Below are 25249 nucleotides of genomic sequence, written 5' to 3'. Positions count from 1 at the left end.
ATTGAAAGCGCGTCAGGCGTTTTCTTCCGTCACGGCGCGAAAGCGCAGCAGCCCGTGATAGGCTGAAAGGTCCTCGTCGTAACGGGCCTCGGTGAATTCGAGCCTGAGATTGATGCGGTGATGCTTGTCGAGCGCGAGCGCCGCATCCTGGAGGCGGGTGCTGACAAGGTCCATAACATCGAGCATTTCTTTCCTGGCCTCGGACTTCGACCAGAAATGCAGCGTGAAAAGCTGCTCTGCATCGTTCTCCATGCCGGTTGTCCAGTCGTAGACGCTGGTCCGGCCGTAGGTGACATAGGGAAATGGGACATTTTCCGGGGCATGATCGAACAGTTTTGCGCCGCCCAATGCCACTGACAGGGAACCATCACCGTTCAACGCTTCGAACAAGGCCTTCTGCAGCGCGGCGGCCGGCGCGGTCATCGTCTTCTCCCTCGCCCGTCACGGCTGAACAGGCCTTCACCCCGACAGCGATTTCCGCTTGCAGCGTAGCCGCGTTGACGGTCTGGCGCCAGATCACTGGATTTCCAAGGTCCCGATCGCGCGGACGGTCGGGATCTATCGAAAATCGGCCGCTGTCAGCACATACATGCTCTTGCCGGTACGGGCATAAGCATTCCTTGCGACGTCATGTATGGGACCGACGGCCGAATCGAAGGCGGCGAGATACGTGGCTTCGGCTGTCGCCGTCTCCGGCGGTGCCGTCGAGATGGCGTCTGCATGGACAAAGAAAGAAATCTGGGACATGCCGTCATAACCGACGAAGCGGATCCGTCGGCTCGCCTCGTCGTAGCTTCGGCTTAGATTTGGAAATGTCAGGCTCATGACTTGACCGCCGTTAAGCGGTTCCCGCCTTCTTGACTGCCGCCCGCTTTTTCTTGGGAGCGACGGGATTGAGGGCTTCCGCCGCACGGTCGGCCTCTTCCTTGGCCAGCCGCAGCGCCCGCAACCTTTCGGTCTTGATAGTCCTGGCTTTGGCCTCGGAAACATATTCGGCCGTAGCCTGGTTTCGCTCCGCGGTTTTCTTCTGCTTCTCCATGAAGCGTGCCTCAGCTTTTTCCATGATATTCTGATTGAGTTCCGCCATCGATAAAATCTCCTTTTCGCTGAGGTGATGAAAATTAGTTCCTCACCTAAAATAGGAACTCGGAACGGAAAAACCAATTTTCAAAAATGTTTTTGATTGATCAAATGTCTGAAAGACATCATGAAATAATACTAGAAATTGCATTCGCACCGACCCCAAATGCCGTACCGACTGCTCATATACCCCGCTCCAATCAGCGCTAGATCGGGAAACGGCCCGCGCCGGCCCCGCTGGCTTCAGGCTGACGGTTTCTTGCTTTTGCGGTCCAGCAACTCGAGCTCACGCTGCGGACGAGGACGATCATGGCCTCCACCGCCTCCTCGTCCGACAGGCCCTGGTTCTCAACGAGCGATCGTATGTGGTGAGCGGCAATCTGGGCGCATTGCTTGGCGACGACGTCATTACTGCCGGGCCGGGCACATGGGTGTTCAAGCCGCGGGGCCAGTGGCATACGTTCTGGAACGCTGGCGACACACCGTGCGAAATTATCGAAGTAATTTCGCCGGCGGGGTTTGAGAACTATTTCCGCGAGTTGGCAGCGATCTGGCCCGACAGGACAAAGTCCGGCGAACTTTTACGAAAGTACCAACTGGATATGGACTTCGAGAGTGTTCCAGACCTCTGCGCTCGTTTTGGACTGACGTCCGTCCGCCCCGCCGCAACGATCCGCGCCGAGGATAGCGGATGACGGCGCAGCGCCTCCGCCCCGATTTCGCAGCGATAGACGAACGAAACGGGATGACCGCCGAAAGGGCAAGGCGCAGCATCCACGGCTCGGATACGGTTAGGGCTCACGGTCGCCACCTATTCGTGCAGGGACTGCACTGATCCTCACGACACCGATGCTGCGCCACCCTCTTCCGTGCGCCGCGCTATGAATTCGTCAAGAACACCTGATGTGGCAGCGGCGGAAGCCGGCGGCCGAAAATCGGCCAGCAGCCGTTTCCAGATGCCGGTGGCGCGCTCCGTGGCGGTTCTTGACCCAGCCTGCGTCCAGTTGCCGAAATTCGACCAATCGGCGACCAGCGGCTCGTAGAAAGCGGTGCGGTAGCGCGCCATTGTGTGCCCGGCCGAAAAGAAATGCCCGCCCGGCTGCACTTCGGCGATAGCCTCGAAGCCGATCGCGGCCTCGTCTCCGGGCGTCGCCGCGCAGAGTTCGGCGACCGTCTGCAGTGCCTCGATATCGGTGATCAGCTTCTCGAACGAAACGCTCAAGCCGCCTTCGAGCCAGCCCGCGGCATGGATGCAGACCGTTGCACCCGCAAGCACCGAGCCCCACAGAGCGAACTGCGTTTCATGGGCCGCCTGCGCATCCGATATGTTGGCGGCGCTGCCGCCGCCGGACCGCCAGGGAAGGCCGGTGAGGCGCGCAAGCTGACCGGCGCCGATCGTGGCCTTGACGTGCTCCGGCGTGCCGAACGCCGGCGCCCCCGACTTCATGTCGACATTGGAGGAGAACGAACCATAGACGACCGGCGCGCCCGGTCGCACATTCTGGGCCAGCGTCAGCCCGGCCAGCGCTTCGGCGTGCTGCAGCGTCAGTGCGCCGGCCACCGTGATCGGCGCCATGGCGCCGGCCAGGCAAAAGGGCGTGATGATCAACACCTGCCCCGCCTTGGCAAAGTCGACGATGCCTTGCGCCATCGGAATGTCGAGCTGACGCGGCGAATTGGTGTTGATGACGGTGTAGCAATGAGCGCTCGAACGGAATTCGGCCTCGGACAGGCCGCGCGCCAGCCGCAGCATCTCGAAGCCGTCCTCGACCTGCGGCGTGCCGCGCGCGAAGACGAACGGTAACTTGTCGGAGAGCGTCAGTTGAGCCCGGTTGACGGCATAATGGCGGAAACGGTTGTCGATATCCTGCGGCTCGATGCAAGGTCCCAGCATGTGCAGCACGTCGAAATGCTGCACCAGGCGGATGAGATCCTCGAAAGCGGCAAGCGTTCCCGGCCGCCGGCCGCGCTCTAGATCGGTGACGTTCGGCGCCCCGGACCCCGCAAGGAACGTCATCGAGCCAAGCTCGAGCGTCAGGTCGCGGGCACGGTCACCAGCGTGCGCCCGGATCGATTTCGGCGCAGAGACCAACGCCGCCGCGACAATGTCGCGGCCGATGCGCACCATTTGACTGTCTTCGTCGACCAGCGCACCGGCACGAGCAAGAATGGTGCGCGCCTCCGGCAGCAGCACCTTGACGCCGAGTTCCTCGAGCACGCGCAGCGCCGTGTCATGTATCGCGGCGACCTGGTCGGCCGAAAAGATCGGCTGCGGCAGGAACGGGTTCTTCAGCGAACGATAGTCCGGCCGGCGGCTGGTCTCGCTGCCGGCCTCGCCGGTTCGTCCGCGCCGCCTGCGTTCGCGCCTGAGATCACGTGCGGCGTCATCGATCATGGCGGATACTCCTCATTGCCGTATTGCCCTGCCGTATTGCCTTGCCCTGGGGACCGTAGGGAGAAGCCGCTATGACGCGCGCCGGCCGCTCGGCCCAGTTCGTTGAGGCGGGCAGGATACTTGCACTGTACATATGTGTCTAGTACGGTTGTATGCAGTTCCCCTCTCATGCCTATTGTGCGGCCATGATCATGATTGCTCCGCAGGACGAGCCGGCGCCCGGCAACATCAAGGTGACGCGCTGGGACTGGATCAATCTTGCACTCCAGACATTGATTTCAGACGGCATCGAAAGCGTGCGCGTGCTGCCGCTCGGCCAGAAGCTCGGCGTTTCGCGCTCAAGCTTTTACTGGTACTTCGAGAGCCGTCAGGATCTGCTCGACCAGTTGCTTGCCCATTGGCGGAACACCAACACCAGGGCGATCGTCGAACGCGCGCAGCGGCCAGCCGAAAGCATCATCATGGGCGTCATGAACGTGTTCGAATGCTGGGCGGACGAGCGCCTGTTCAATCCCAGGCTCGACTTCGCCATCCGGGCATGGGCGCGTCGCTCCGACGACGTGCGCGGGGCCATCGACCAAGCCGACAATGACCGGCTAGGCGCGATCCGCGACATGTATCGCCGGCATGGCTACGACGAAGAGGATGCCTTCATCCGCGCCCGTGTCCTTTATTACATGCAGATCGGTTATTATGTGCTCGACCTCAAGGAACCGGTCGAGGCGAGAGTCAGTCATCTCGCCGCCTATCTGCGCAGTTTCACCGGCCAGGAGCCAAGCGACGCCGACGTGGCACATTTCATGCGCTTTATCGCGGCGCGATAATTTGAAAGCGGATGCGAGGTGCCAAGGCGGTGGAGGTTGCAGGCCCCTACCCCTCGCATCGACAATCTGTGCCGCAAAAGTCCCCCTCGCCCTTGTGAGCGGGGCCAAAATGGACGAATAGTCTTGGCTGGCGCGCCGCCCTGAAATTGCCCGCATGCAGTTTCTCAGTGAGAGGCGTAGCCGCAGCCGGATCCTGGAATGGCCAGTCCTTCGAAACCACGCAAGAGAAGAGGTCCGATTGCCGCAAGACTGCTGGCAGCGGATGCGTGGTTCGATTCCTCGCTCTACGAGATCGGCTTCAAGGCGCGCCGGTTCTGGGAAGCGGCCACGATTTTTTTCCGGCGCTTCCGCGTCTCCGGCTGGCGCCGCGGCATCATCGAACTGTTGAGCGAGGGCTTCACGCTCGGCGCCGGCGGCATCGTCGTCATGCTGGGGCTTGCCTTGCCGGCCTTCCAGGAAACCGCTGGCGACTGGCGTGCCCAGGGCGATTTCGCCGTCACTTTCCTCGACCGCTATGGCAACGAGATCGGCCAGCGCGGCATCATCCAGCGGGATTCGGTGCCGGTCGACGAGATGCCCGACCAGGTCATCAAGGCGGTCCTGGCCACCGAGGATCGGCGTTTCTTCGATCACTACGGCATCGATGCGCTCGGCCTTTCACGCGCGATCTTCGCGAATGTGCGGGCGAATTCCGTGGTTCAGGGCGGATCGAGCATCACTCAGCAACTGGCCAAGAACCTGTTCCTGACCAATGAACGGACTTTGGAGCGCAAGGTCAAGGAAGCCTTCCTGTCTTTGTGGCTCGAGGCCAATCTGTCGAAGAAGGAGATCCTGCAGCTCTATCTCGACCGCGTCTATATGGGCGGCGGCACCTTCGGCATCGAAGCGGCCGCCGATTTCTATTTCGGCAAAAGCGTCAAGGATGTGAACCTCGCCGAAGCGGCGATGCTGGCCGGCCTGTTCAAGGCGCCGACCAAATACGCGCCGCACATCAACCTGCCTGCTGCCAGGGCGCGGGCCAACGTGGTGCTGTCCAATCTCGTCGAGGCCGGCTTCATGAGCGAGGGTCAGGTGCTGCAGGCGCGGCTGCATCCGGCTGAAATCGTCGACCGCGGCGAGCAGAAGAGCCCGGATTACTACCTCGACTGGGCATTCGAAGAGGTCAAGAAGATCGCCGCGAAGTCCGGGCAGCATTCGCTGGTCGCCCACACCACTTTCGACGCCAACATCCAGAAGGCGGCGGAAGAATCGATGGAATTCCATCTCCGCCAGTTCGGCAAGGAATACAACGTCACCGAAGGCGCCATGGTGGTCATCGAAACCAATGGTGCAGTCAGGGCGATCGTCGGCGGCCGCGACTACGGTGCCAGCCAGTTCAACCGCGCCACGAAGGCGCTGCGCCAGAGCGGCTCATCGTTTAAACCCTACGTATACGCAACGGCGATGGAGCACGGCTTCACGCCGGACTCCGTCGTTTCCGGCGGGCCGATCTCCTGGGGTGCCTGGTCGCCGCACAATTACAATGACGGACGCGCCGGCAAGGTCACGCTGATCACGGCGATGGCCAAATCGGTCAACACCGTGCCGGTGCGGCTGGCCAAGAATCATCTCGGCATCAAGCCGATCAAGGCGATGGCGGAAGCCATGGGCGTCGAATCGCCGCTCGAATCGCACAAGACGATGGTGCTCGGCACATCGGGCATGACCGTGATGGACCAGGCGACAGGCTATAGCGTGTTTGCCCAGAACGGCTTCGTCGGCTCCCGGCATGGCATCACCCAACTCGTCACCCGTACCGGCGAGGTGGTTTACGATTTCGCCAAAGATGCGCCGCCGCCGCACCGTGTGCTCTCGGAACAGGCGCTGAAGTCTATGAACACCATGCTGGCGGCGGTGCCGGTGATGGGTACGGCGCGGCGCGCTGCTCTTCCCAATATCGTTTCGGCCGGCAAGACCGGCACCACGCAGTCTTATCGCGACGCCTGGTATGTCGGCTTCACCGGCAACTACACGGCTGCCGTGTGGCTCGGCAATGACGACTTCACCCCGACCAACAACATGACCGGCGGCTCGCTGCCGGCGATGGTTTGGCAGAGGCTGATGGTCTATGCGCACCAGAATATCGACCTCAGGCCGATCCCCGGTCTCGATCATCCCTTCGTAGACGAAGAAATCGCCGCCAAGGCCGAGGAAGCGGAAACGAAGAATGCCGAGCAGGCAGCGGCCGACGCTACCGCCGAGCGCCCGCCGGTGCTGTCCAGCCAAACAACGCGGGCGCTCAGGGACATCACAAGACTGTTCCAGTCAGCGCCCGTCCTACGGGCGCCTGCGACGCCGGAGACCCTGTCGGCGCTTTGACGCCGGCACGACGGGCCAGGCCATGCTCGCGCCGGCAATTCCACAGAGGTCCGCTTGCCATCGCCCCCTGCCCCGCGATATCCCCGGGCGGCACTCCTCTTTTTTCCCGTGGCTCTTCATGCTCAAGAACGCATTCCTGACGCTCCTCGCGCTTGCCATAGCCATCGGCGGCGGCGGCGGCAGCGTCTGGTACGCTCTCAAGACGCAGGATGGCATCGGCGCGATCAGGATCGACCCATGGACAGCGTTTCCCGATATCGGCACGAGGGCGGCGGATCCTTATTCGAAAGCCCGCGTGGCGCGCGAGGGTATCCTTGCACTCGGGCAGGCAGAAGGCCTGTCCTTTATCGCCGAACGCGATTCCGGTGGCGAACAATTGAAACGCCAATGCGCCTATGAAATCGAAGGCGGATTTCCCGCGGCCCGGTTCTGGACCCTCTATGCCGCCGATCAATCGCTCGGGGTGGTCGAGACCGGCAAGCCAAGGCTTGCGGCACTTCAATCATACCAGGTGCTGCGCCAGCCCGACAATTCGGTAGTGATTTCCGTCAGCAACCGCCCCGCACCCGGCAACTGGCTGCTTTCCGACGGTTTCGGCCGGATGTATTTCGTGCTGACATTCTACGACACGCCGATCGCCAGCAGCACGGGTCTTTCGGACATCACGCTGCCGCAGATCCTGAAGGTCGGCTGCAATGCGTAGGCTGCTGCACGCGATCCTGCTCGGCCTGCTGGGCGCCGGCATCGTGCACATCGTCGTGCTGCTGCTCGTCCCGGAATTTTCCGAACGTGATGCGTGGTCGCGGCTGGCCATGGCCTCGGACCTCTATAGGATGACCAGGCTGGACGCCGAGGCCGGCGGTATGCCGGTGGTAAAATCCGTCGATCCGCTGTTTAATGCGGCTGCTTGCCGGTTCGATCTGTCAGAAGGGATGGTTCGGGTGAAGGCACCAGGAAACGTCCCGTTCTGGTCCGTATCGGTCTATGACCGCAGCGGCCATAACATCTACTCCTTCAACGACCATAGTGCGACCGGAAGGGTGCTGGACAGTATCGTACTGACGCCGGCGCAGATGATCGAGATCCGCAAGGAGCTCCCGGAGGAATTGCAAGGGGCAATCTTCGTCGAGGTGCCCGTCGACGAAGGCATGTTCGTCATCCGCTCGTTTGTGCCCGACGACAGCTGGAAGCCGGTCGTGTCGCGGTTTCTCGAGCAGAGTTCCTGCGAACTGCAGGCTTACTGACGTCAACCGAAATATGCCGCCGGTTTCCGGCCCAACAGGGTGCGCGGCGCTCATTTACAGTGTTAGAGCGTCCTTTGCGCGCCCAACAGGGCGCGCGGCGCTCTAATGATGCGGAACAGGCAGCGTCCCCGACGATCCCGGCATCGTCGTTGACGAGCCCGGCATCGTCCTTGACGAGCCCGGCTTATCTGGACCCGCGCCTGGCCGCGTCTCGCCCGTCAGCTGCCGTGGCTCGTAGCGGACGCCTGGGAAAATGATCACCGCCGCCGGCGTTCCGGTGTTTCGTTCTGCTCGATTGGTTGCCGCCGTTCGCGGCACGAAAGACAGTACCATGCCCATGGTTCGTGCATTCCTCTCGGTTGCCCCGGAGCACAACGCAACGCCTCCAATCTGATTAAGGACGGCAGTAGGTTAACGGAACGCTAACGGATCGCCGCTAATTTGATCTTTGTTCTGAGGTCAGGAAGTCCTGACCCGAGGCAAATGCGAAACCGACACAGTCCCGGTCGAGCATGGTCCAGATCGTGTCGAGTGTCAGGCGTATCCTTCGTGTCAGCTTCGGATTTCAGGCAAATCGCTATACGGGCTGAATCGGGAAAGGCCGAAAGGCTGTTCCGCGCGGCGGTGTCGGCGTTCTGTTCGCTCACCCGCCCTTCGCGCCGGGAGATCGCACAACTTGAGGATCTGACGCTTCCGCTTTTCGCCAATGTGTCGGTCGAATCGCGCCGCTATGTCGCCGCCGCCCTTTCCGAATGCGAATACGCACCCACTGCGCTGGTCCGGCGGCTTTGCGGGGAGCCGGTCGACGTTGCCGCGCCGTTGCTCATCCGCTCGCGCGCGCTGAGTGATATCGACCTCGTCGCGCTGATCGGACGGCACGGCCTGCCGCATGCGCGCGCCATCGCGCGCCGCAAGGATCTGAACCCGACCATCGCCCAGTTGATCAGGGCACTTGAAAAGCCGACGCTGGTGAGCGTGCGGCAGCAGGAGGCGGTCGCCAAGACGGCGCCTAAAAGCGCCGAAGTCATCGCGCCCAGCCCCGACAGCCAGCATGTGCCCGGCGCCGCCGCCGAGAATGCACGGCGCCGGCTGCGGTCAATGATGCGTGCCGATGATGAGAGCGGCGGCGCGACCGTCAATCCGTTCGCCGGCGCTGAAACCTATGTCAAACTGCGCGAGACGGCGCTGACCGGCAATGTCGCATTCTTCCAGACAGCACTGGCCGACGCGCTCGAAATCGATTTTTCAACGGCGCGGTCGCTCACCGCAAACCAGAACTACACGTCCCTTCTAGCCGCCCTGCGCGCGCTTGATCTCGGCGAAGAGAGGGCGTTCCTGATCACCGTCGCCGTCTATCCCACAGAGTTTCCGCACCCGCAGGCTATTCGCATCTTCCTCGACCGCTACCGACTGCTGCATCGCGACGCAGCGCAGGACAGGCTACGCGGCTGGAAGGCCGAGACACTGTCGAAGGCCGTTCGCAATGCCGGACCGGTTGCGGCAAGCGCCGACATCCGCAAAGCGGACAGCGACAATGCTGCCGCCAGCCCTAAAGCGCGTCGCGTTTGACCGGCCTCATGCGACGCGCTTCAGGTTGTTGTTTTATGCACGTCGTTATCGCAAAACCGCTGCACACTTTTGCGCGACATGCATTAAGGCGCGTCGGGTCTGAAAGAGATTCAAGCGAACGCTTTAAGCCTTTGTTTTCATGCATATCGTTAGAGCGACTTGACGGAAATAAGTTCCTCGACGGGAACAGCGCCGGCCTCGATCTCGACGACCCAGATGTCGGGATCGAATTTCTTCTCCCTTTCCAGTTGTGCGTCAAAAACGGCGGCATCCTCGCCGGCGCCGAGCAAACTGAAGAATCGGTCGTCGGGTTTGGCTGAATCGTAGCTCGTCTGCGGCGCCGGTCCAAACAAGGCAATCTCGCCCATGCGGCCTCGCGCCAGCACGAAGACGGCGCCGGCCTCGGTTGCGCCGCGCTTGACCACGGCGGCAAAGCCGCCGGCGCCGAAAACCCGGCGCAACAGGGCCGATACCCACAGATCGGTGGTTATGCGCATAGCAGCATTCTGGACGACATCGGACGGTACTTAGAGCGCTTTGCGTTTGGGTGAAACCAAAACCGCGCGCCTCCGCCCATCAGTTGGTCAGGCCGATCTCGCGCATCTTGACGTAGACGACCTCGTCGGGCTCGCCGGTCTCAGGCAGCCCGAACAGCGACTGGAACTCCCTGATCGCTGCCTTGGTGCGGGCCCCGACCACGCCGTCGAGTTGCATATCGTCATTGCCGAATGCCTTCAACCCAGCCTGGATCTTGATGATACGGGCGTCGGGTGCCTGCGCCGGCACATCTGCCGGCGCCGAAGCGGAGACGGGAATCGCGGCCAGGTCGTCCGGACGAGGTGCCGGATGCGGCACGACCGTCGAGGCGGTTGGCGTGGCGCCCAGTTGATCGAGCAGAACGCTGTCGATCTCACCGGAAGCGTTGAGCCCGACCTTCTGCTGATAGGCTTGTATGGCCTTACGCGTGTTGGGGCCAGAAATGCCGTCGACCGTGCCGGAATAGAAATCCAGGTCCTTCAATATGCCCTGGATCTGCTCGACGACCGGATCGCTCTTGATCGGGGCCAGGCCCGGCCGCACGATATTGATGGTGGTTTCGGGCTCGTCGGCGCCTGCTTGAGGAAAGCTCTCTATGCTCCTGGTCGCGAAAAACGCGCCGGCATGAGGAAAAGGCTGATACCACAGGGCGTTCGCCGAGACGTAGAACAGCGTCACCAGGAAGGCGGTCGAACCGCCGACCAGAACCGGATTGCGCGAGATCAGGCTGCCGACCGCGACCGCGCCACCCTGGAAGGCATCGCCGCGGCGCTTGACCGTCTTAGGCTGTTTTGAGGAGCGAGCCATGCCTGTCCCCTTTCGTCTCCGCCTTCGCCGCAGGCATTGGCAGCACGCCGGGCTTGTCCGTCGAACGTCCCTTCGGTCCGTTCACCGGCAAGCTGATCGTGACCGTGGTGCCCTCGCCCGGCATGCTTTCGATCGACATCGTGCCCTCGTGCAGCGCCACCAGGCCCTTCACCAGTGACAGGCCGAGCCCGGTTCCCTCGAAGCGGCGCGTATAGTCGTTCTGGATCTGCATGAACGGCTTGCCGAGATTGGCAAAGTCTTCCTCGGCGATGCCGATGCCGGTGTCCCTGACCCAGAAATGCAGTCGCGAGCCGATCCGCTTGGCGCCGACGACGACATCGCCGCCATCGGGCGTGAACTTGATGGCATTGGAGACTAGGTTGATGAGTATCTGCTGCACGGCACGACGATCGGCGTTTATCTCGCCGGCATCCGGTGCGATCTGAGCCTGCAGATCGATGTTCTTTGCCTCGGCCTGCAAGCGCATCATCGACTGGCACATTTCGACCGCTTCCACGAAACGGAACGGTTCCGGCTCGGTTGCATAGGCGCCGGCTTCGATCCTCGACACGTCGAGTATCGAGGTGACGACGGCAAGCAAATGCTGGCCGGACTCCTTGACCAGGCCGACATATTCCTTCTGGCGCGGATCCTTGAAGGTGCCGAACATCTCATGCAGCAGCATGTCGGAAAAACCGATGATGGCGTTCAACGGCGTGCGAAGCTCGTGGCTGACGACCGCCAGAAACCGTCCCTTCGCCACTTCGGCAGACGCGGCCGCCTCTTTCGCAGCGACAAGCTCTTCGCGCAAGCCGGCGAGTTCGTCGTTCTCGCGCAGGACGAGCGCGAAGACATCCTCCTGCTCCGCCCGCATCAGCTCAAGGGAAAACGGCCGGTAATTGTCCGCCATTGGGCCGTTGCCGTTTTGCGGCAGTCGGACGCGAAGATCGAGCCGACGCGCCGACGCGCCATCGCGCATATCGGCCAGCGCGCTGAGGTATGCGACGCGATCGGACAGATGGATGCGGTCGAACAGGCCGCTACCGGACAGCAGTTCCGGCTGCAGCTTCAGGATCGTGCGCGCCTTTGCCGACGCATCCAGAACCTCGCCATGCCTGCCGGCCCGCAGGACAACGGCGTCAATGATGTTTTCGAGCCGATCGTCGGTCGCCGGATCAAGCCGCGCGCCGGCCGGATTGCCAAGTCTCGCGACGCGCGGAACGACGGTGAGCGTCCAACCCAGCGGCAGCAGCCAATGCCAAGCGGTGATTTCCGCCGGGCTGAACGGGAAAACTGAACCGGCAAAAGCCTGCAGCAGGATAGCGACAAATGCAGCTATGGCGCCCCAGAGTGCGGCGCGACGAGACGCCCCGATCCACCAGGCTTCGAACGGCAGCGCCACGACAAGCATGGCGACCGGCGAGGCCAGACCGTCCGCCGCGGCAATGACACCGGCAAGAGCAAGACTGCCCATCACCAGAGCGACCTGGCCGGCAAACGCCATCTTGCCCGATGCCGCCACCAGCAAGGCGGCAAACCAGCAGAGGCCGAAAGTCGCAAAGATCGCAGCCATGGTCACGGCCGCGCCCATGCCCGAGGTGACCAGCGTGACTGCTGCGCCTGCCGCAAAGAACGGAGCGGCCAGCATGACACCGATAAACCGGCGCTGGCACCGACGGTCGTTCTGTCCGAGGATCGACGGATGAACCATACGTTCGCAACCGGCTGCCATCGCGCCGGGCAACTCAACGTATCTGGCCCTTATCGAAGTCAACTCAACGCACTCGCACCTGGTCGTGAACAGCCCTGCTTCGCAGATTGCTTTTGTTGATCTGAAACTCGCATCCAGCGTTTAAGGAATGGATAAGGCAGGACCGATCAATGCCCGGCCTGAGACAAATATTGGAAGGCCGGCGCGGCAAAACCTTGGCATTTGCAGCCATAGTAAATGGAGCGTTATCCGGGCGAACCGCCCTTTCGCCTCCGACAGGCGCCACTGGCACGCCGCGTTTCGGGGAAATAACTACGGAAAACAATTAGATGGATGGTTAACCTCAAGTGAAGAAAATCGGCTGGATTTGAGACAAATCCATCGCAAAATGCTTCTTTTCGAATTTGCCTAAAATTTGAGGAAAATTTTCGCTGACCGGGCAAGCCGTCCTTTGCGCGGCTATGCCACTATCGTACCCATAAAGAGGTCATGCCGCACGAATGCATGATCCGGTCACAGATGAGGGCATACAGATGGGCTTTCTGATCAGAATGGCTTTCTGGTTTTCGCTGGTGCTTCTGGCACTGCCGCTGAATGTCGGCTCCGACGAGACAGGCCACCAAAGCGTCGGGCCGATCCAGGCGTTGTTTGCGGCACGCGAAGCCGTCGGCGACATTGCTGGCATATGCGAGCGCAAGCCCGATGTCTGCGAGACCGGCAAGTCCGCAATGCACACGATCACCGCCCGGGCCAAGGAGACCGCCAAGTTTGCGGCCGCCATGTTGGACGACAAGACGGGCGAACCAGACACGGCGACAATGACCGGCAGCTTGCCCAAAGGCATCGTCTTGCCCGCGAAAATCGACTTGCCGGCGAAAATCGATCTGCCGGCGAAAAACTGAGATATTTTTCAGTGCATCTATCACCGCACCACAGGCCGTCCGCCCGTCGACGCCTATGGTGTTTTTCCTCTTTTTCCGTGACGCGGCGTCGCCGGATGACTATATCCGGGGTGATGACCACGACGATCCAAACGATCCGCGACGACTTCTCCCTGCTTGACGAGTGGGAAGACCGCTATCGCTATGTGATCGAACTGGGCGAGGCCCTGCCGCCGTTTCCCGATGAGGAACGCAGCCCTGCCAACAAGGTGCCCGGCTGCGTCAGCCAGGTTTGGCTGACGACCGAATATGGATCGGGTCCCGACCCAGTCGTCACCTTCGCCGGCGATTCGGACGCCCATATCGTGCGCGGCCTTGTCGCTATCATGCTGGCGCTGTTTTCCAGACGACCCGCCAGCGAGATCCAGAAAACCGACGCGGAAGCCACGCTGAAGGCACTTGGCCTCGACGAGCACCTGTCGCCGCAACGCGCCAATGGTCTTCGTTCCATGGTCAAGCGCATCAAACGCGACGCCGAGGCGGCGTTGAGGCAGACCGCCTGATTAGGCCGCGCGATTGCCCCGCATGACGGAGAGCCCGCACATGACGCAACGCATATCGGCTGCTCCAGCAATGCTCCGAAACCAAAACGGCGCCCGGAGGCGCCGTTGATCGTTCAACCCACGTTGGGAAGCGCCGATATCAGCGTCCCTTGCGCTTGCGGCCGAGACCCATCTTCTTGGCGAGCTGGGAGCGGGCGGCAGCATAGTTGGGAGCAACCATCGGGTAGCTTGCGTCCAGGCCCCATTTTTCACGATACTCGTCCGGCGTCAGACCGTAGTGGGTCATCAAGTGACGCTTCAGCGACTTGAACTTCTTGCCGTCTTCAAGACAGACGATGTAGTCGTCATGGACGGAGCGTTTCGGGTTTACTGCCGGCTTCTGCTTGTCGGCAGGAGGCTGTTCACTGGCCCCGCCCACGCGCCCGAGGGCGGCATGGACATCGGCGATGAGGCTCGGCAGCTCGCCGACCGGCACCGGATTGTTGCTGACATAGGCGGCTACGACGTCGGCCGTCAATTCGATCAGCGCATCACTATTTCTGGAAGGTGTTTCGATAATATCCATGGCTTCCTGGCCCCAACGTGAGTTGTTTCTATCTGCGCCCTATTTTTGACAGGTCGGGCATCGCGCGAAATTTTTGCAGGAAAGAGCCTCCGCGATTCGCGTCGCAGCATCCTAATGAGCCACTAAACCAAGTAAGTCAATTCGCTTCTTGCGCTGTATTCATCGATGGCAATAAAATATTCGACGATCAGCTTCAACCTTTCGTGCACTCTGTAACTTTGCGATATTTTCTGGGCAGACCAGCAGCGGCGGACGCCCGGTCGAGCTGCCGTTACATCCATGAGAGCCAGTAAAAAAAATCTCAATGCTTGGCTATGCTTGGTTGTGGCGCAGGCTAGCCGGTTGTTTTCAGAGTCCACAAAACCATAGGTTGCGATTTGCTTTTTGCAAGCTAGCCGGAAATCAGCACCGCGCACCGGCAGCGATCTATCAATGTGGGGTGATGTATTTTCCGTAGACCCAGCCGGTTACAAAATTGCCGTTCTGTGCCGGATCATGCCAGACTTCGCACCAGCGATAGCGGATCTTCTGTTCCTGCTTCCAAGCGCATGACCCCGAAAATCGGAATCGATTTTCGGGATCATGCGCAGATTCAAAGGTGCTACAGCGTCCTTTGCGCGTCCAGAGGACGCGCGGCGCTGTAGTGCGGCTGCTTGGCGATGTCGAGCAGGTTTATGCCGCCTGTGCATTTCCCGGTCATCTGCAAAACGGCACCGTTGGGATAGGCGGCCTGCTTCTGGGATGACCCCGCCGGATATTTGCGCACGTTGAGCGTGTCGCCAAACGGAACGTTGGTGACTTGCCAAGCTGCGAACACGGTTGCATGAGATTGGCCGGTAAAGGCCAAAACTGTCGAAGCGACGGCGAAAGCCGCAGCAACGTGAAAACGGAATTTCATTTTTCCCTCTCCTCCGGCTCATCTTCTGGAGCCCGACGCAAACATACATTCCGGCTCTTGAACCCGCGCTGATCGGCGTGTTCATTCTCCATTCAAGTAACTTCCACAGCGAGACGCAATGACCCAAACCCCAGCATTTCCAACTGTCAGCCCGCCACAACCCGAGAAGCGACCGGTCTTCGATCTGCATCATGGAGTATCCCGGACGGACGACTATGCCTGGCTGAGAGCCGACAACTGGCAAGAGATGTTCAGAGATCCGTCGCTGCTCGACGGCCAGATCCGCGCCCATCTCGAAGCCGAGAACGCCTATCAGGCGGCGTTGATGGCCGACACCGCCCAGTTGCGGAAGCAGCTTTTCAAGGAGATGAAGGGCCGCATCAAGGAAGACGATTCTTCCGTGCCGATGAAGGATGGGTCGTACGCCTATGGGTCATCCTTCAAGCTTGGCGGCGAGCAGCCGCGTTATTTCCGCACGCCGCGCGATGGCGGCGACCAGCAGATCCTGCTCGACGGCGACATCGAGGCCGAGGGCAAGGCCTATTTCCGCCTCGGTGGCGTCGACCATTCGGCCGATCACGGCAAGCTCCTGTGGGCATTCGACGACAAGGGCTCCGAGTTCTTCACGCTTCGTGTGCGCGATGTTGCCAGCGGCAAGGAGTTGCCGGACAGGATCCCGGACACGGGCGGCGGCGGCGTGTGGGATGCCGGAAATGACGGATTTTTCTACACCCGCCTCGATCCCAACCACCGTCCTTCCAAGGTGCTGTTCCATGCCCTTGGCGACAGTCCTGAGAACGACCGGCTGATCTACGAAGAAACCGATCCGGGCTTCTTCATGAATGTCGGCGGCACGCGCTCCAACGAATGGATCATGGTCGGCATCAACGACCACGAGACCTCGGAATACCGCATCATGAGCGCCAGCGAGCCATTCGCCGAACCGAAGCTGGTTTCGCCGCGCGAGACCGGCCTGCAATACGATCTCGAAGAAGGCGGCGATATATTCTTCATTCTCACCAACGCCGACGGCGCCAAGGATTTCAAGATCATGACGGCGCCGGCGAGCGACCCAGTGCGCGCCAACTGGCAGGAGTTGGTGCCGCACGAAGCCGGCCGGCTGATCCTTTCGGTGATCGGCTTCAAGGACCATATGGTCAGGCTTGAACGCAAGGAAGGCCTGCCGCGCATCGTCGTGCGTGACCGCAAGAGCGGCGAGGAACACCTCATCTCCTTCGACGAGGAAGCCTTCTCGCTCGGCCTGTCGGGATCCTATGAATACGACACCGAAATCATGCGCTTTTCCTACTCGTCCATGACAACGCCGGCGCAGGTCTTCGATTACAACATGCGCACCCGCGAGCGCGTGCTGCTGAAGATCCAGGAAGTTCCGTCCGGTCACGACCCGGAGCATTACGCAACGCGGCGGCTGATGGCGCCCGCAGCCGACGGCGAACTGGTGCCTATCTCGCTCATCCACCATCGCGACACGCCGCTCGACGGATCAGCGCCTTGCCTGCTTTACGGCTACGGCTCCTACGGCATCACGGTCCCGGCCGCCTTCAACACCAATTTGTTTTCGCTGGTCGACCGCGGATTCGTCTACGCGATTGCCCATGTCCGCGGCGGCAAGGACAAGGGCTATGGCTGGTACGATGACGGCAAGCGGGCGCACAAGATGAACACGTTCACCGATTTCATCGCGGTCGCACACCACCTCGTCGCCGAGCGCTACACGGCTCATGACCGCATTGTCGCACAGGGCGGCTCGGCCGGCGGCATGCTGATGGGCGCGATCGCCAACATAGCGCCGGAATGCTTCGGCGGCATCGTCGCCGAGGTTCCGTTCGTCGACGTGCTGACCACCATGCTCGACGCGACCTTGCCGCTGACGCCGCCGGAATGGCCTGAATGGGGCAACCCGATCGCTTCGGCGGAAGACTACCGGACGGTCGCCGCCTACTCGCCCTATGACAATGTCGGGGCGCTCGACTACCCGCCGATCCTGGCGCTTGCCGGTCTCACCGACCCGCGTGTCACCTATTGGGAGCCGGCCAAATGGGTAGCGCGGCTGCGCGACCGCAAGACCGGCGACAATCCGGTGCTGTTCAAGATCAACATGGACTCCGGCCATGCCGGCGCATCCGGCCGGTTTTCCAGGCTCGAGGAAATCGCCTTCACATATGCGTTTGCACTGAAGGTGGCGGGCAAGGCCGACCTTTCCACCACCGCGCCGGCCCACCCTTTTTGACGCGCAAAGGGCGCTGTAGGAGCTTGATCTTGCGCACGATCCCCAACGGGGAATCGATTCGGATTTCGGGTCATGGCCTGGCTGATTTTCCGCTCGCAATTGCGATGGCCGCGCGCTACCCAATGCGCGGCTTTTCGCAGCCGCGCCGCCAAAATCATCCAGTCAAGTCAAGGGTCTGCCATGTTGCTCGTCGACGTCTATCTCGACAAATCGCCCATCCAGGGCATCGGTGTCTTTGCCAAGAACCACATCCCACGCGGCACACTGGTCTGGAAGCTCGATCCCAATTACGACCGGCGTATCCTCGTCGAGGTCTATGAGCGCGAAACCGGGTCGGTTAAAGCCTATCTCGATCGCTATTCCTACCCCGACCGGCGCGACCCGAACTACATCGTTTTCGAAGCCGACGACGCGCGCTACATGAACCATGCCGATGACCCGAATTGCGACGTCGCCACACCCGAGGAGACATATGCGTTGCGTGACATAGCGCCCGGCGAGGAGATGACCTGCGACTACAATCATTTCTTCGAAGCCGGCTTCGATTTCCTCGGCGACCGCTGACGCGCCGCCATCCCGTCCGGTTTTCGCGTCAGCTCGAAGGCTGCTTGCGCGCCGGATAGCCATTGGGATGCGGCGGTATGGCCTTCAGATAGGCTGATATTGCCGCCCGGTCCTCGGGCGTCAGTTCGGCCATGTTTCTCTGCACGTCGACCATGGCGCCACCGACGGAATCGAAATCCGGCGTGAAGCCGGTTTCGAGAAAGTAGGCTATGTCGGCCTCCGACCAGTCACTGAGCCCGCCTTCACCCGAAGTAATGTTCGGCACGATGCCGCTGCCTTCGGCAGCAGTGGCTCCGGCCAACCACTCGCTCTTCCTGGTGCCGCCGGCAAAATCACGCGGCGTGTGGCATTCGCCGCAATGGCCCGGCCCTTCGACCAGGTAGCGGCCGGCCATCACCGGATCCGGCGTGCCATCGGGGAAGGAAACCACCGGCTGGTCACTCAAATAGAGACGTTTCCACAGCCCGATGCCGCGGCGGATGTTGAACGGGAATCCCAGCGAATTGGGCGGCGCCTTGCCGGCGACCGCTGGAAGCGTTTTCAGGAAGGCATGGAGGTCGGCAATGTCGGCCGGCGTCATGCGCGCGTAGGATGCATAGGGAAACGCCGGATAGAAGTGCTCGCCGCTCGGCGACACCCCCTTCAGCATGGCGTTGGCGAGGTCTTCGACCGACCAGGCGCCGATACCGTCCTTGGCATCCTGCGAGATGTTCGGTGGCACGAAGGTGCCGAACGGCGTCTTGAGTTCGAGACCGCCTGCCAGTTGAAGGCGAGCATCGCCTTGTGAGCCTGGCTTCGCATGACATGATGTGCAGCCTCCGGCATAAAAAACGCGCTTGCCCCTGGCGGCATCGCCGGGGCCGAGTTGCGCCAGGGTCTCAGTGTCGAGCCTGACCGGCGCCGACTGGAACCAGCCGGCGACAGCGCCGGCGGCGCCCAGTACGAGGGCGGCGCCGACGAGTTTTTTCAGCCGGCGCATCGCCCGCTATCAGCCCTTCTTAATCCTGTATGTCTGGTGGCAGGTGCCACAATCGCCGCCTATGGTGTTGAACCCCGCCTTCAAGGCATCGACGTCGGCAGGGGCGGCCGCCGCCGCCTTGACGTCGGCGAGATATTTTTCCTCAACCGCCTTGAAGCCGGTCATATCCTCCCAGATCTTGGGGGCTGCGGTGGTGTCGCCGGTTTCGCTGCCAGCCGGGAAAAGGGTCTCGACGTTTGCATGGAATTTCTCGGCGTTCGCCTGCAGCGCCTTCAACGCCACCAGCACGGCCGCGGCGTCATAGGGGGTCTCGCCCTTGACCACTTTCGACAATTGGCCGGCGATCTTTCCACGTTCCTTCATCAGGGCCTGGCGCTCCTGGATCGGATCGGCGAATGCCGCCGAACCGGCGAAGGCGAGCATCGAGATGGCGAGGATAAGCTTTCTCATTCAATTGGCTCCATGGTGAAGATGTTTCGGGTGAAGGTCCGACTGATCGATAACGGCAAAATTGGCTTAAAAATTCCGGAAATTCGCCTCACGCTTGTGTAAATTTTTCGCGACGATCGTTCTGTGCTGGAAAAGGGGCGGCCGATCCCTTGAGCCAAAAAGAAAGCCCCGGTTTTGCCGGGGCTTTCCTGCAACTCAGTTAGGCCTATGCCTTTTCGTAGAGCTCGAGGACATGGTCCCAGTTGATAAGACTGTCGACGAAGGCTTCGAGATATTTCGGCCGGGCGTTGCGATAGTCGATGTAATAGGAGTGCTCCCAGACATCGACGCCCAGGATCGGCGTCGCGCCATGGACCAGCGGGTTCTCGCCGTTCGGCGTCTTCGAGATCGCCAGCTTACCGTCCTTGACCGAAACCCAGGCCCAGCCCGAACCGAACTGAGTGGTTCCGGCGGCGATGAAGTCGGCCTTGAACTTGTCGTAGCCGCCGAGGTCACTGTCGAACGCCTTTTGCAGCGCGCCCGGCAACTTGTTGCCGCCGCCGCCCTTCTTCATCCACTTCCAGAAATGGATGTGGTTGTAATGCTGGCCGGCATTGTTGAAGAGCCCGGGGTTCTTGCCGAAGGACTGTTTCACAACCTCTTCGACCGACAAATCGCCGAGCCCGGCTTCGGCAGCAAGCTTGTTGCCGTTGTCGACATAGGCCTTGTGGTGCTTGTCGTGGTGATACTCCAGCGTCTCCTTCGACATGTAAGGCTGCAAAGCCTCGTAGTCATAGGGCAAGGCGGGCAGTTCAAAAGCCATCGGTCGTACTCCTCGTGGAAAAATCCGGTGCAATACCGGACTAACATAGGTCTGGATTAATATGGAGCAACTCCGGAATGAAGCGCCGGTTCGCTTTTTCGCCAGTCAGCCGGCCGAAGTCGAATGCGCCCAATCCCAGTAGAGTTCGCGCGCCTTCTTGGCTACAGGCCCGGGCTGAAGATTGCGATCCTCGATGCGGGTGACCGGCACGACCTTTGAATGGTTTCCGGTCGAGAATATCTCGTCCGCTTCGAGGAAATCGCGCACCGACAGCGTCTTTTCGGTGGTCTTGAACCCATACTCGTCAAGCAGCATCATCGTCCGCGAGCGGGTTATGCCGGACAGGAATGTGCCGTTCGGCGCCGGCGTCAGGACATGGCCGTCCTTGACCAGGAAAATGTTCGAGGTTCCGGTCTCGGCGACATTGCCAAGCATGTCGAGCACCAGGGCATTGTCGAAGCCGCGCATCTTGGCTTCGAGGATGGCACGACCGTTGTTGGGATAAAGGCAGCCGGCCTTGGCGTTGGTCGGCATGGTTTCGATGGTCGGACGCCGGAACGGCGAGACGCTGACCGAAAAGCCCGACGGCGGGATCATCGGCGATTCATAGAGGCAAAGGCAGAAACGGGTCGAGGCCGGATCGGCCGGCACGCCCATATAGCCACCATGCTCGGCCCAGTACATCGGCCTTATGTAGACCGCCGTCTTGCCGTCGAACTTCTTCAGCCCGTCCCAGGTCAGCCCGACGATCTTTTCGGCGCTCATGGATGGTTTGAGACCAAGCGCGATCGCCGAAGCGTTTACCCTCGCGGCGTGGCGGTCGAGGTCGGGGGCGACGCCCTCGAACCAGCGGGCACCGTCGAACACGCTGGTGCCGAGCCACATGGCATGGCTGCGCGGCCCCAGGATGGCGACGTTGCCTTCGTACCAGTCGCCATCCACGAAGGTCCATGTCGCGGATTGCGCCGCAGTCGCCAGTGTCATCGCTTGGTTTCCGTTCCAGACTGTCCTGTGTCGCCATTGGAAGATGCTTTGGCGTCTGCCGTCAACGGGCATCGCTGAGATTTGTTGAGGCCAGCGCTATGTGAACTGCAATCTGTGCTTGCGCCTTGCCTTGCCTCGCCGCAAAACTGTCACCATGCACCACGCGGCTTACGTTTTCGACGCTTACGGCACGCTGTTCGATGTCCATGCCGCCGTGCGCCGTCATGCCGACCAGATCGGGCCGGATGGCCAGCTCCTGTCGGAGATATGGCGCGCCAAGCAGCTGGAATATTCCTGGGTCAGGACGCTGATGGGCGCCTACGCCGATTTCTGGCAACTCACCGAGCAGGCGCTCGATTTCGCGCTGCGCAAGGTTCCCTCGGCGGACAAGGGGCTCAGGGCCAAGCTGCTCGACGCCTATTGGCGGCTGGACTGCTATCCGGAGGTGCCCGTCGTGCTCAAGGCGCTCAAAGCATCTGGCGCCAAGCTGGCGATACTCTCGAACGGCTCGCCTGAAATGCTGGAGGCGGCGGTCAACTCGGCCGCGCTCGACCAGTTTCTGGACGACATCTATTCCGTCGACGCCGTCAAGCGCTTCAAGGCCGATCCGTCGGTCTACGACATGGTCACGACAGGCTGGCGCCTCTATCCGGGTGCGGTGTCGTTTCAGTCATCGAACCGCTGGGACGTCGCCGGCGCCACCAAATTTGGTTTCCGGACAGTCTGGATCAACCGCTCCAACCAACCCGAAGAATACCATGACTTTCCGCCGGCCCTAATCCTGCCCTCGCTCGAAGGCTTGCTGACTGGAGGCTGACGCATGACCCAAAATCGGAATCGATTTCTGGAAGGGACCATGCGCAAAGTAAAAGTGCTACAGCGTCCTTACGCGTCCAAATGGACGTCGCGCGCTGTAGCCCTGTTGCCCCGGCGCAACAGCGGCGGAACCGTCACAGCTTTGCCTTTGTTTGTCCACCCTCAGGCCAGAATCGGAACCGCCTATCGCGCCGGGCATTGGTAGGGCTGGCGCCGTACTGATCGGCGTATTGATGTTTTGTTTCGATTTGAGACCTAAAGGCAACCATGTTCACAACCGAAATCGAGTCCTATCGCCTGAGCCGTCGCGGCTTTCTCAACGCCGCTGCGCTCGGCGCCGCCTCGATTGCGGTTTCCGCCTGCACCACGGTGGGAGGGCAGCCGGTCGAGCCGCCGCCGCCAGCCAACGTCGAGCCGCCGCTCCTGGACTATGCAACAATGTACGCTCCGGTCAGCGACGGTGGGTTCGAGCTCCCGGGCATACCGTTCGAGAAAATCGACGAGCAATTTCTGCGTCAGATCGTTCCCGATCCGACCGGCCAACGGCCCGGCACCATTGTCGTCGATACGGCTGGCCACCACCTCTATCTCGTGCGACCGGGCGGACAAGCCATTCGTTACGGCGTCGGGCTGGGTCGCGCCGGTTTCGAATGGTCTGGCGATGCCGTCGTCCAGTGGAAGCAGAAGTGGCCGAAATGGACCCCGCCGGCCGAAATGATCGCCCGCCAGCCCGAGCTCGCAAAATACAGCGCCGAGAATGGCGGCATGCCCGGCGGGCTGACGAATCCGCTCGGCGCGCGGGCGCTGTATCTGTTCGAGGGCAACGAGGACACGCTTTACCGCCTGCACGGTTCGCCGGAGTGGTTCTCCATAGGCAAATCGGTATCATCCGGCTGCGTTCGCTTGATAAATCAGGACATTATCGATCTCTACAACCGCGTGCCCAACAAGACGCCGGTGGTCGTTACCGCCGGTGTCGGTCAGGAGCTGGTTGCCACGGCAGACCGCAAAGCCATTCCGATCGATGCGGGCGTCCCGGAAGGATCGATCCTGCTCGGCCCGGCAAGAACGATCTCTGACTCGATTTTCTGAGCTGGTCGAAAGCGTTGGAGCGGTGGACTTTCGGCGCCGCAACTTTCCGGTCCGATGCTTTTCCCTGAGCAGTCGGATTCTCGCAAAACCGGTGCCCACTTTGGGTCCGATGCGGTGCTTTCAGCGCCGCCCCCTTGCCAGGCTTCCGAGGATGCCGCGCACGATTGCCCGTCCGACGGATGACCCGACCGAACGAACGACCGATTTGATCGCCGCCTCCGCCACCGTCTGGCGATTTGACGCTCGCGGCGCCGGTGCTCGCCTGCTGCCGGTGGGCTGGTGGGCGGGATCGTCATTGCCGAAGCCTGGAATGGTCCAGCGTGAGCGGCCGCTCTCCTGCTGCTGCGCCTCCGCGTCCAGCGCATCCTTGGCTTTTTTCTGCAGCATCTCGAAAGCCGAGTCGCGATCGACGGTCTGATCGTACTGTCCCGCGACCGGGCTCTCGGTGATCAGCATACGGCGCTCGTCAGGCGTGATCGGCCCAAGTCGCGACGACGGCGGGCGAACCAGGGTCCGCTGGACCATGGACGGAACACCTTTGGCTTCCAGCGTCGAGACCAGCGCCTCGCCGGTGCCGAGCTGCGTGATCACGGTTGCACAGTCGAAATCGGGATTGGGCCTGAACGTCTCGGCGGCGGTCCTCACGGCCTTCTGCTCCCGTGGCGTGTAGGCGCGCAGGGCGTGCTGCACGCGGTTGCCGAGCTGGGCTAGAACCGTTTCGGGGATATCCAGCGGATTCTGGGTGACGAAGTAAACGCCGACGCCCTTCGAACGGATCAGGCGGACCACCTGTTCGACCCGGTCGATCAGCACCTTCGGCGCGTCATCGAACAGAAGGTGCGCCTCGTCGAAGAAGAAGACCAGCTTTGGCTTGTCGGGGTCGCCGACTTCGGGAAGCTCCTCGAACAACTCCGACATCAGCCACAACAGGAATGTCGCATAGAGCCTGGGATTCATCATCAGCTTGTCGGCAGCCAGCACGCTGATGGCGCCGCGCCCGTCGCGGGTGGTACGCATGATGTCGGCGATGCGCAACGCCGGCTCGCCGAAGAAATTCGTCGCTCCCTGCTGCTCCAGGACCAGCAGCGTGCGCTGGATCGCGCCGACCGAGGGTTTTGTGACATTGCCGTAGCGAGCGCCGATTTCTTCGGCGCGTTCGGCGATGTTGGCAAGAAGCGCTTGCAGGTCCTTCAGGTCCAGCAGCAACAGGCCCTCTTCGTCGGCGATGCGGAAGGCGATGTTCATGATGCCTTCCTGCGCCTCGGACAGGTTCATCAGGCGCGACAGAAGCAGTGGCCCCATTTCCGAGACGGTGGCGCGGATCGGATGGCCCTGCTCGCCGAACAAATCCCAGAAGATGACCGGAAATTCCTGGAAATCATAAGGATCGAGCTTGACCTGCTCGGCGCGCTTGACCAGAAAATCCTGTGCCGTGCCCATCATGGCGATACCGGACAGATCGCCCTTGATGTCGGCGCAGAAGACCGGCACGCCGGCATTGGAGAAACCTTCCGCCAGAATCTGCAAGGTCACGGTCTTGCCAGTACCGGTCGCACCGGTGACCAGGCCGTGACGATTGCCATACTGAAGCAGCAGATTTTCGGCGCGCTGGTAGCTGTCATCAAGCTTTCGGCTGGCTCCTATGAAAATACTAGTGTCGTCAGCCATGTGTCCGGTCTCCGCAAACCTGAAGTGTTGAACGCCCTGGTCTATTGAAAGTAACGGGGCTCGCCGCAGGTATAATGACGCCATTGCGCAGCGACAATGGCCATGGTCGAAATAGGGCTTTTGGAGCTTGCGGATTTTGCGCATGTTTGGCAATCGGTTGACGGTTCACCGTCGCAGGACGCGTGTTGCATTGTGATATGGGACGGGGAAC

Annotated in this window: 26 protein-coding genes; 12 read left to right on the top strand and 14 right to left on the bottom strand. The window is 61.3% G+C overall.

The annotated features are described in order from the left end of the window. Positions 1-12 precede the first annotated feature (12 nt). From AC0L14_RS10230 to AC0L14_RS10220, 3 genes are all read right to left on the bottom strand, one after another. Positions 13-423, bottom strand: coding sequence for a DUF3168 domain-containing protein (locus tag AC0L14_RS10230; RefSeq protein WP_192364211.1), 411 nt, complete (start codon positions 421-423; stop codon positions 13-15). Between the two features lie 135 nt (positions 424-558). Next, the gene (locus AC0L14_RS10225; protein WP_473529353.1) at positions 559-825 is read right to left on the bottom strand and encodes a DUF1488 family protein; all 267 of its coding nucleotides are present in this window, start codon (positions 823-825) and stop codon (positions 559-561) included. 13 nt (positions 826-838) lie between these two features. After that, positions 839-1087: a hypothetical protein gene (locus AC0L14_RS10220; RefSeq protein ID WP_473529354.1), complete on the bottom strand. Its 249-nt coding sequence runs from the start codon at positions 1085-1087 to the stop codon at positions 839-841. 361 nt (positions 1088-1448) lie between these two features. Here AC0L14_RS10220 and AC0L14_RS10215 point away from each other — a divergent pair, with 361 nt between their 5' ends. Further along, positions 1449-1775 carry a cupin domain-containing protein gene (locus tag AC0L14_RS10215; protein WP_473546109.1) on the top strand — a complete coding sequence of 109 codons (327 nt, stop codon included), beginning with the start codon at positions 1449-1451 and terminating at the stop codon, positions 1773-1775. A 143-nt stretch (positions 1776-1918) separates the two neighbouring features. Here AC0L14_RS10215 and AC0L14_RS10210 read toward each other — a convergent pair whose 3' ends face one another. After that, positions 1919-3475 (bottom strand): trimethylamine methyltransferase family protein, encoded by a 1557-nt coding sequence (locus tag AC0L14_RS10210; RefSeq protein WP_473749363.1) that lies wholly within the window; start codon positions 3473-3475, stop codon positions 1919-1921. A 185-nt stretch (positions 3476-3660) separates the two neighbouring features. Between AC0L14_RS10210 and AC0L14_RS10205 the strand changes: the two genes are divergently transcribed. The 5 genes from AC0L14_RS10205 to AC0L14_RS10185 all read left to right on the top strand — a co-directional run bounded on the left by AC0L14_RS10205 (position 3661) and on the right by AC0L14_RS10185 (position 9470). Continuing rightward, entirely contained in the window at positions 3661-4299 is a 639-nt protein-coding gene (locus AC0L14_RS10205; RefSeq protein ID WP_473749362.1) for a TetR/AcrR family transcriptional regulator, read from the top strand. A gap of 198 nt (positions 4300-4497) precedes the next feature. Beyond that, positions 4498-6657 (top strand): transglycosylase domain-containing protein, encoded by a 2160-nt coding sequence (locus AC0L14_RS10200; RefSeq protein ID WP_473749360.1) that lies wholly within the window; start codon positions 4498-4500, stop codon positions 6655-6657. A 118-nt stretch (positions 6658-6775) separates the two neighbouring features. Beyond that, complete coding sequence (locus tag AC0L14_RS10195; RefSeq protein ID WP_473529360.1) at positions 6776-7360, top strand: DUF1214 domain-containing protein; 585 nt, start codon at positions 6776-6778, stop codon at positions 7358-7360. Next, positions 7353-7901 carry a DUF1254 domain-containing protein gene (locus AC0L14_RS10190; protein WP_473529361.1) on the top strand — a complete coding sequence of 183 codons (549 nt, stop codon included), beginning with the start codon at positions 7353-7355 and terminating at the stop codon, positions 7899-7901. The genes AC0L14_RS10195 and AC0L14_RS10190 overlap by 8 nt, the downstream gene beginning before the upstream one ends. A gap of 549 nt (positions 7902-8450) precedes the next feature. Further along, positions 8451-9470 carry a hypothetical protein gene (locus AC0L14_RS10185; RefSeq protein ID WP_473529362.1) on the top strand — a complete coding sequence of 340 codons (1020 nt, stop codon included), beginning with the start codon at positions 8451-8453 and terminating at the stop codon, positions 9468-9470. A 149-nt stretch (positions 9471-9619) separates the two neighbouring features. Here AC0L14_RS10185 and AC0L14_RS10180 read toward each other — a convergent pair whose 3' ends face one another. From AC0L14_RS10180 to AC0L14_RS10170, 3 genes are all read right to left on the bottom strand, one after another. Then, positions 9620-9967 carry a DUF1491 family protein gene (locus tag AC0L14_RS10180; RefSeq protein WP_123149214.1) on the bottom strand — a complete coding sequence of 116 codons (348 nt, stop codon included), beginning with the start codon at positions 9965-9967 and terminating at the stop codon, positions 9620-9622. 79 nt (positions 9968-10046) lie between these two features. Beyond that, positions 10047-10814 carry a peptidoglycan-binding domain-containing protein gene (locus AC0L14_RS10175; protein ID WP_473749359.1) on the bottom strand — a complete coding sequence of 256 codons (768 nt, stop codon included), beginning with the start codon at positions 10812-10814 and terminating at the stop codon, positions 10047-10049. Beyond that, positions 10789-12525, bottom strand: a complete 1737-nt coding sequence (locus tag AC0L14_RS10170) for a PAS domain-containing sensor histidine kinase (protein WP_473749358.1) — start codon at positions 12523-12525, stop codon at positions 10789-10791. Before AC0L14_RS10170 ends, AC0L14_RS10175 begins: the two co-directional genes overlap by 26 nt. A gap of 533 nt (positions 12526-13058) precedes the next feature. Here AC0L14_RS10170 and AC0L14_RS10165 point away from each other — a divergent pair. Together AC0L14_RS10165 and AC0L14_RS10160 are read left to right on the top strand one after the other, a co-directional pair. Then, positions 13059-13427, top strand: coding sequence for a DUF5330 domain-containing protein (locus AC0L14_RS10165; protein ID WP_473637357.1), 369 nt, complete (start codon positions 13059-13061; stop codon positions 13425-13427). Positions 13428-13540: 113 nt separating this feature from the next. Then, positions 13541-13969, top strand: a complete 429-nt coding sequence (locus tag AC0L14_RS10160) for a SufE family protein (protein WP_473749382.1) — start codon at positions 13541-13543, stop codon at positions 13967-13969. A gap of 139 nt (positions 13970-14108) precedes the next feature. Here the strand turns inward: AC0L14_RS10160 and AC0L14_RS10155 are convergent, their stop codons facing one another. Further along, positions 14109-14534, bottom strand: a complete 426-nt coding sequence (locus tag AC0L14_RS10155; protein WP_023800837.1) for a Ros/MucR family transcriptional regulator — start codon at positions 14532-14534, stop codon at positions 14109-14111. Positions 14535-15135: 601 nt separating this feature from the next. Continuing rightward, on the bottom strand, positions 15136-15432 hold the full coding sequence (locus tag AC0L14_RS10150; protein ID WP_473749357.1) for a hypothetical protein: 297 nt from the start codon (positions 15430-15432) through the stop codon (positions 15136-15138). A gap of 118 nt (positions 15433-15550) precedes the next feature. Here AC0L14_RS10150 and AC0L14_RS10145 point away from each other — a divergent pair, with 118 nt between their 5' ends. Next, a complete protein-coding gene (locus tag AC0L14_RS10145; protein ID WP_473749356.1) occupies positions 15551-17683 on the top strand; it encodes a S9 family peptidase in 2133 nt (710 codons plus the stop codon). A 180-nt stretch (positions 17684-17863) separates the two neighbouring features. After that, a complete protein-coding gene (locus AC0L14_RS10140; RefSeq protein ID WP_473529368.1) occupies positions 17864-18247 on the top strand; it encodes an SET domain-containing protein in 384 nt (127 codons plus the stop codon). A gap of 28 nt (positions 18248-18275) precedes the next feature. Here the strand turns inward: AC0L14_RS10140 and AC0L14_RS10135 are convergent, their stop codons facing one another. The 4 genes from AC0L14_RS10135 to AC0L14_RS10120 form a co-directional block, all read right to left on the bottom strand. Then, complete coding sequence (locus AC0L14_RS10135) at positions 18276-19226, bottom strand: cytochrome c (protein ID WP_473529369.1); 951 nt, start codon at positions 19224-19226, stop codon at positions 18276-18278. A gap of 9 nt (positions 19227-19235) precedes the next feature. Further along, the gene (locus AC0L14_RS10130) at positions 19236-19676 is read right to left on the bottom strand and encodes a c-type cytochrome (protein ID WP_473529370.1); all 441 of its coding nucleotides are present in this window, start codon (positions 19674-19676) and stop codon (positions 19236-19238) included. A 205-nt stretch (positions 19677-19881) separates the two neighbouring features. Then, a complete protein-coding gene (locus AC0L14_RS10125) occupies positions 19882-20478 on the bottom strand; it encodes a superoxide dismutase (RefSeq protein ID WP_029354634.1) in 597 nt (198 codons plus the stop codon). Positions 20479-20583: 105 nt separating this feature from the next. Continuing rightward, positions 20584-21462: a branched-chain amino acid aminotransferase gene (locus AC0L14_RS10120; RefSeq protein WP_473529371.1), complete on the bottom strand. Its 879-nt coding sequence runs from the start codon at positions 21460-21462 to the stop codon at positions 20584-20586. A gap of 154 nt (positions 21463-21616) precedes the next feature. On the opposite strand from AC0L14_RS10120, the gene AC0L14_RS10115 reads away from it, so the two are divergent. Together AC0L14_RS10115 and AC0L14_RS10110 are read left to right on the top strand one after the other, a co-directional pair. Continuing rightward, complete coding sequence (locus tag AC0L14_RS10115; RefSeq protein ID WP_473529394.1) at positions 21617-22279, top strand: haloacid dehalogenase type II; 663 nt, start codon at positions 21617-21619, stop codon at positions 22277-22279. Positions 22280-22545: 266 nt separating this feature from the next. Continuing rightward, positions 22546-23370 (top strand): L,D-transpeptidase, encoded by an 825-nt coding sequence (locus AC0L14_RS10110; protein WP_473529372.1) that lies wholly within the window; start codon positions 22546-22548, stop codon positions 23368-23370. Positions 23371-23490: 120 nt separating this feature from the next. On the opposite strand, the gene AC0L14_RS10105 is transcribed toward AC0L14_RS10110, so the two are convergent. Continuing rightward, positions 23491-25038: a helicase HerA-like C-terminal domain-containing protein gene (locus tag AC0L14_RS10105; RefSeq protein WP_473749355.1), complete on the bottom strand. Its 1548-nt coding sequence runs from the start codon at positions 25036-25038 to the stop codon at positions 23491-23493. Between the last annotated feature and the right edge of the window lie 211 nt (positions 25039-25249).

Source organism: Mesorhizobium sp. WSM4841, from assembly GCF_055811515.1.
Note: the sequence above shows the minus strand (reverse complement) of the source record. Positions and strands in the feature narration are given on the sequence as shown.

Excerpts from the sequence above, each read along its gene's own strand:
- AC0L14_RS10230 (WP_192364211.1), bottom strand. The coding sequence starts at position 423 with ATGACCGCGCCGGCCGCCGCGCTGCAGAAGGCCTTGTTCGAAGCGTTG.
- AC0L14_RS10225 (WP_473529353.1), bottom strand. The coding sequence starts at position 825 with ATGAGCCTGACATTTCCAAATCTAAGCCGAAGCTACGACGAGGCGAGC.
- AC0L14_RS10220 (WP_473529354.1), bottom strand. The coding sequence starts at position 1,087 with ATGGCGGAACTCAATCAGAATATCATGGAAAAAGCTGAGGCACGCTTC.
- AC0L14_RS10210 (WP_473749363.1), bottom strand. The coding sequence starts at position 3,475 with ATGATCGATGACGCCGCACGTGATCTCAGGCGCGAACGCAGGCGGCGC.
- AC0L14_RS10205 (WP_473749362.1), top strand. The coding sequence starts at position 3,661 with ATGATCATGATTGCTCCGCAGGACGAGCCGGCGCCCGGCAACATCAAG.
- AC0L14_RS10200 (WP_473749360.1), top strand. The coding sequence starts at position 4,498 with ATGGCCAGTCCTTCGAAACCACGCAAGAGAAGAGGTCCGATTGCCGCA.
- AC0L14_RS10195 (WP_473529360.1), top strand. The coding sequence starts at position 6,776 with ATGCTCAAGAACGCATTCCTGACGCTCCTCGCGCTTGCCATAGCCATC.
- AC0L14_RS10190 (WP_473529361.1), top strand. The coding sequence starts at position 7,353 with ATGCGTAGGCTGCTGCACGCGATCCTGCTCGGCCTGCTGGGCGCCGGC.
- AC0L14_RS10180 (WP_123149214.1), bottom strand. The coding sequence starts at position 9,967 with ATGCGCATAACCACCGATCTGTGGGTATCGGCCCTGTTGCGCCGGGTT.
- AC0L14_RS10175 (WP_473749359.1), bottom strand. The coding sequence starts at position 10,814 with ATGGCTCGCTCCTCAAAACAGCCTAAGACGGTCAAGCGCCGCGGCGAT.
- AC0L14_RS10170 (WP_473749358.1), bottom strand. The coding sequence starts at position 12,525 with ATGGTTCATCCGTCGATCCTCGGACAGAACGACCGTCGGTGCCAGCGC.
- AC0L14_RS10165 (WP_473637357.1), top strand. The coding sequence starts at position 13,059 with ATGGGCTTTCTGATCAGAATGGCTTTCTGGTTTTCGCTGGTGCTTCTG.
- AC0L14_RS10160 (WP_473749382.1), top strand. The coding sequence starts at position 13,541 with ATGACCACGACGATCCAAACGATCCGCGACGACTTCTCCCTGCTTGAC.
- AC0L14_RS10155 (WP_023800837.1), bottom strand. The coding sequence starts at position 14,534 with ATGGATATTATCGAAACACCTTCCAGAAATAGTGATGCGCTGATCGAA.
- AC0L14_RS10150 (WP_473749357.1), bottom strand. The coding sequence starts at position 15,432 with ATGAAATTCCGTTTTCACGTTGCTGCGGCTTTCGCCGTCGCTTCGACA.
- AC0L14_RS10145 (WP_473749356.1), top strand. The coding sequence starts at position 15,551 with ATGACCCAAACCCCAGCATTTCCAACTGTCAGCCCGCCACAACCCGAG.
- AC0L14_RS10140 (WP_473529368.1), top strand. The coding sequence starts at position 17,864 with ATGTTGCTCGTCGACGTCTATCTCGACAAATCGCCCATCCAGGGCATC.
- AC0L14_RS10135 (WP_473529369.1), bottom strand. The coding sequence starts at position 19,226 with ATGCGCCGGCTGAAAAAACTCGTCGGCGCCGCCCTCGTACTGGGCGCC.
- AC0L14_RS10130 (WP_473529370.1), bottom strand. The coding sequence starts at position 19,676 with ATGAGAAAGCTTATCCTCGCCATCTCGATGCTCGCCTTCGCCGGTTCG.
- AC0L14_RS10125 (WP_029354634.1), bottom strand. The coding sequence starts at position 20,478 with ATGGCTTTTGAACTGCCCGCCTTGCCCTATGACTACGAGGCTTTGCAG.
- AC0L14_RS10120 (WP_473529371.1), bottom strand. The coding sequence starts at position 21,462 with ATGACACTGGCGACTGCGGCGCAATCCGCGACATGGACCTTCGTGGAT.
- AC0L14_RS10115 (WP_473529394.1), top strand. The coding sequence starts at position 21,617 with ATGCACCACGCGGCTTACGTTTTCGACGCTTACGGCACGCTGTTCGAT.
- AC0L14_RS10110 (WP_473529372.1), top strand. The coding sequence starts at position 22,546 with ATGTTCACAACCGAAATCGAGTCCTATCGCCTGAGCCGTCGCGGCTTT.
- AC0L14_RS10105 (WP_473749355.1), bottom strand. The coding sequence starts at position 25,038 with ATGGCTGACGACACTAGTATTTTCATAGGAGCCAGCCGAAAGCTTGAT.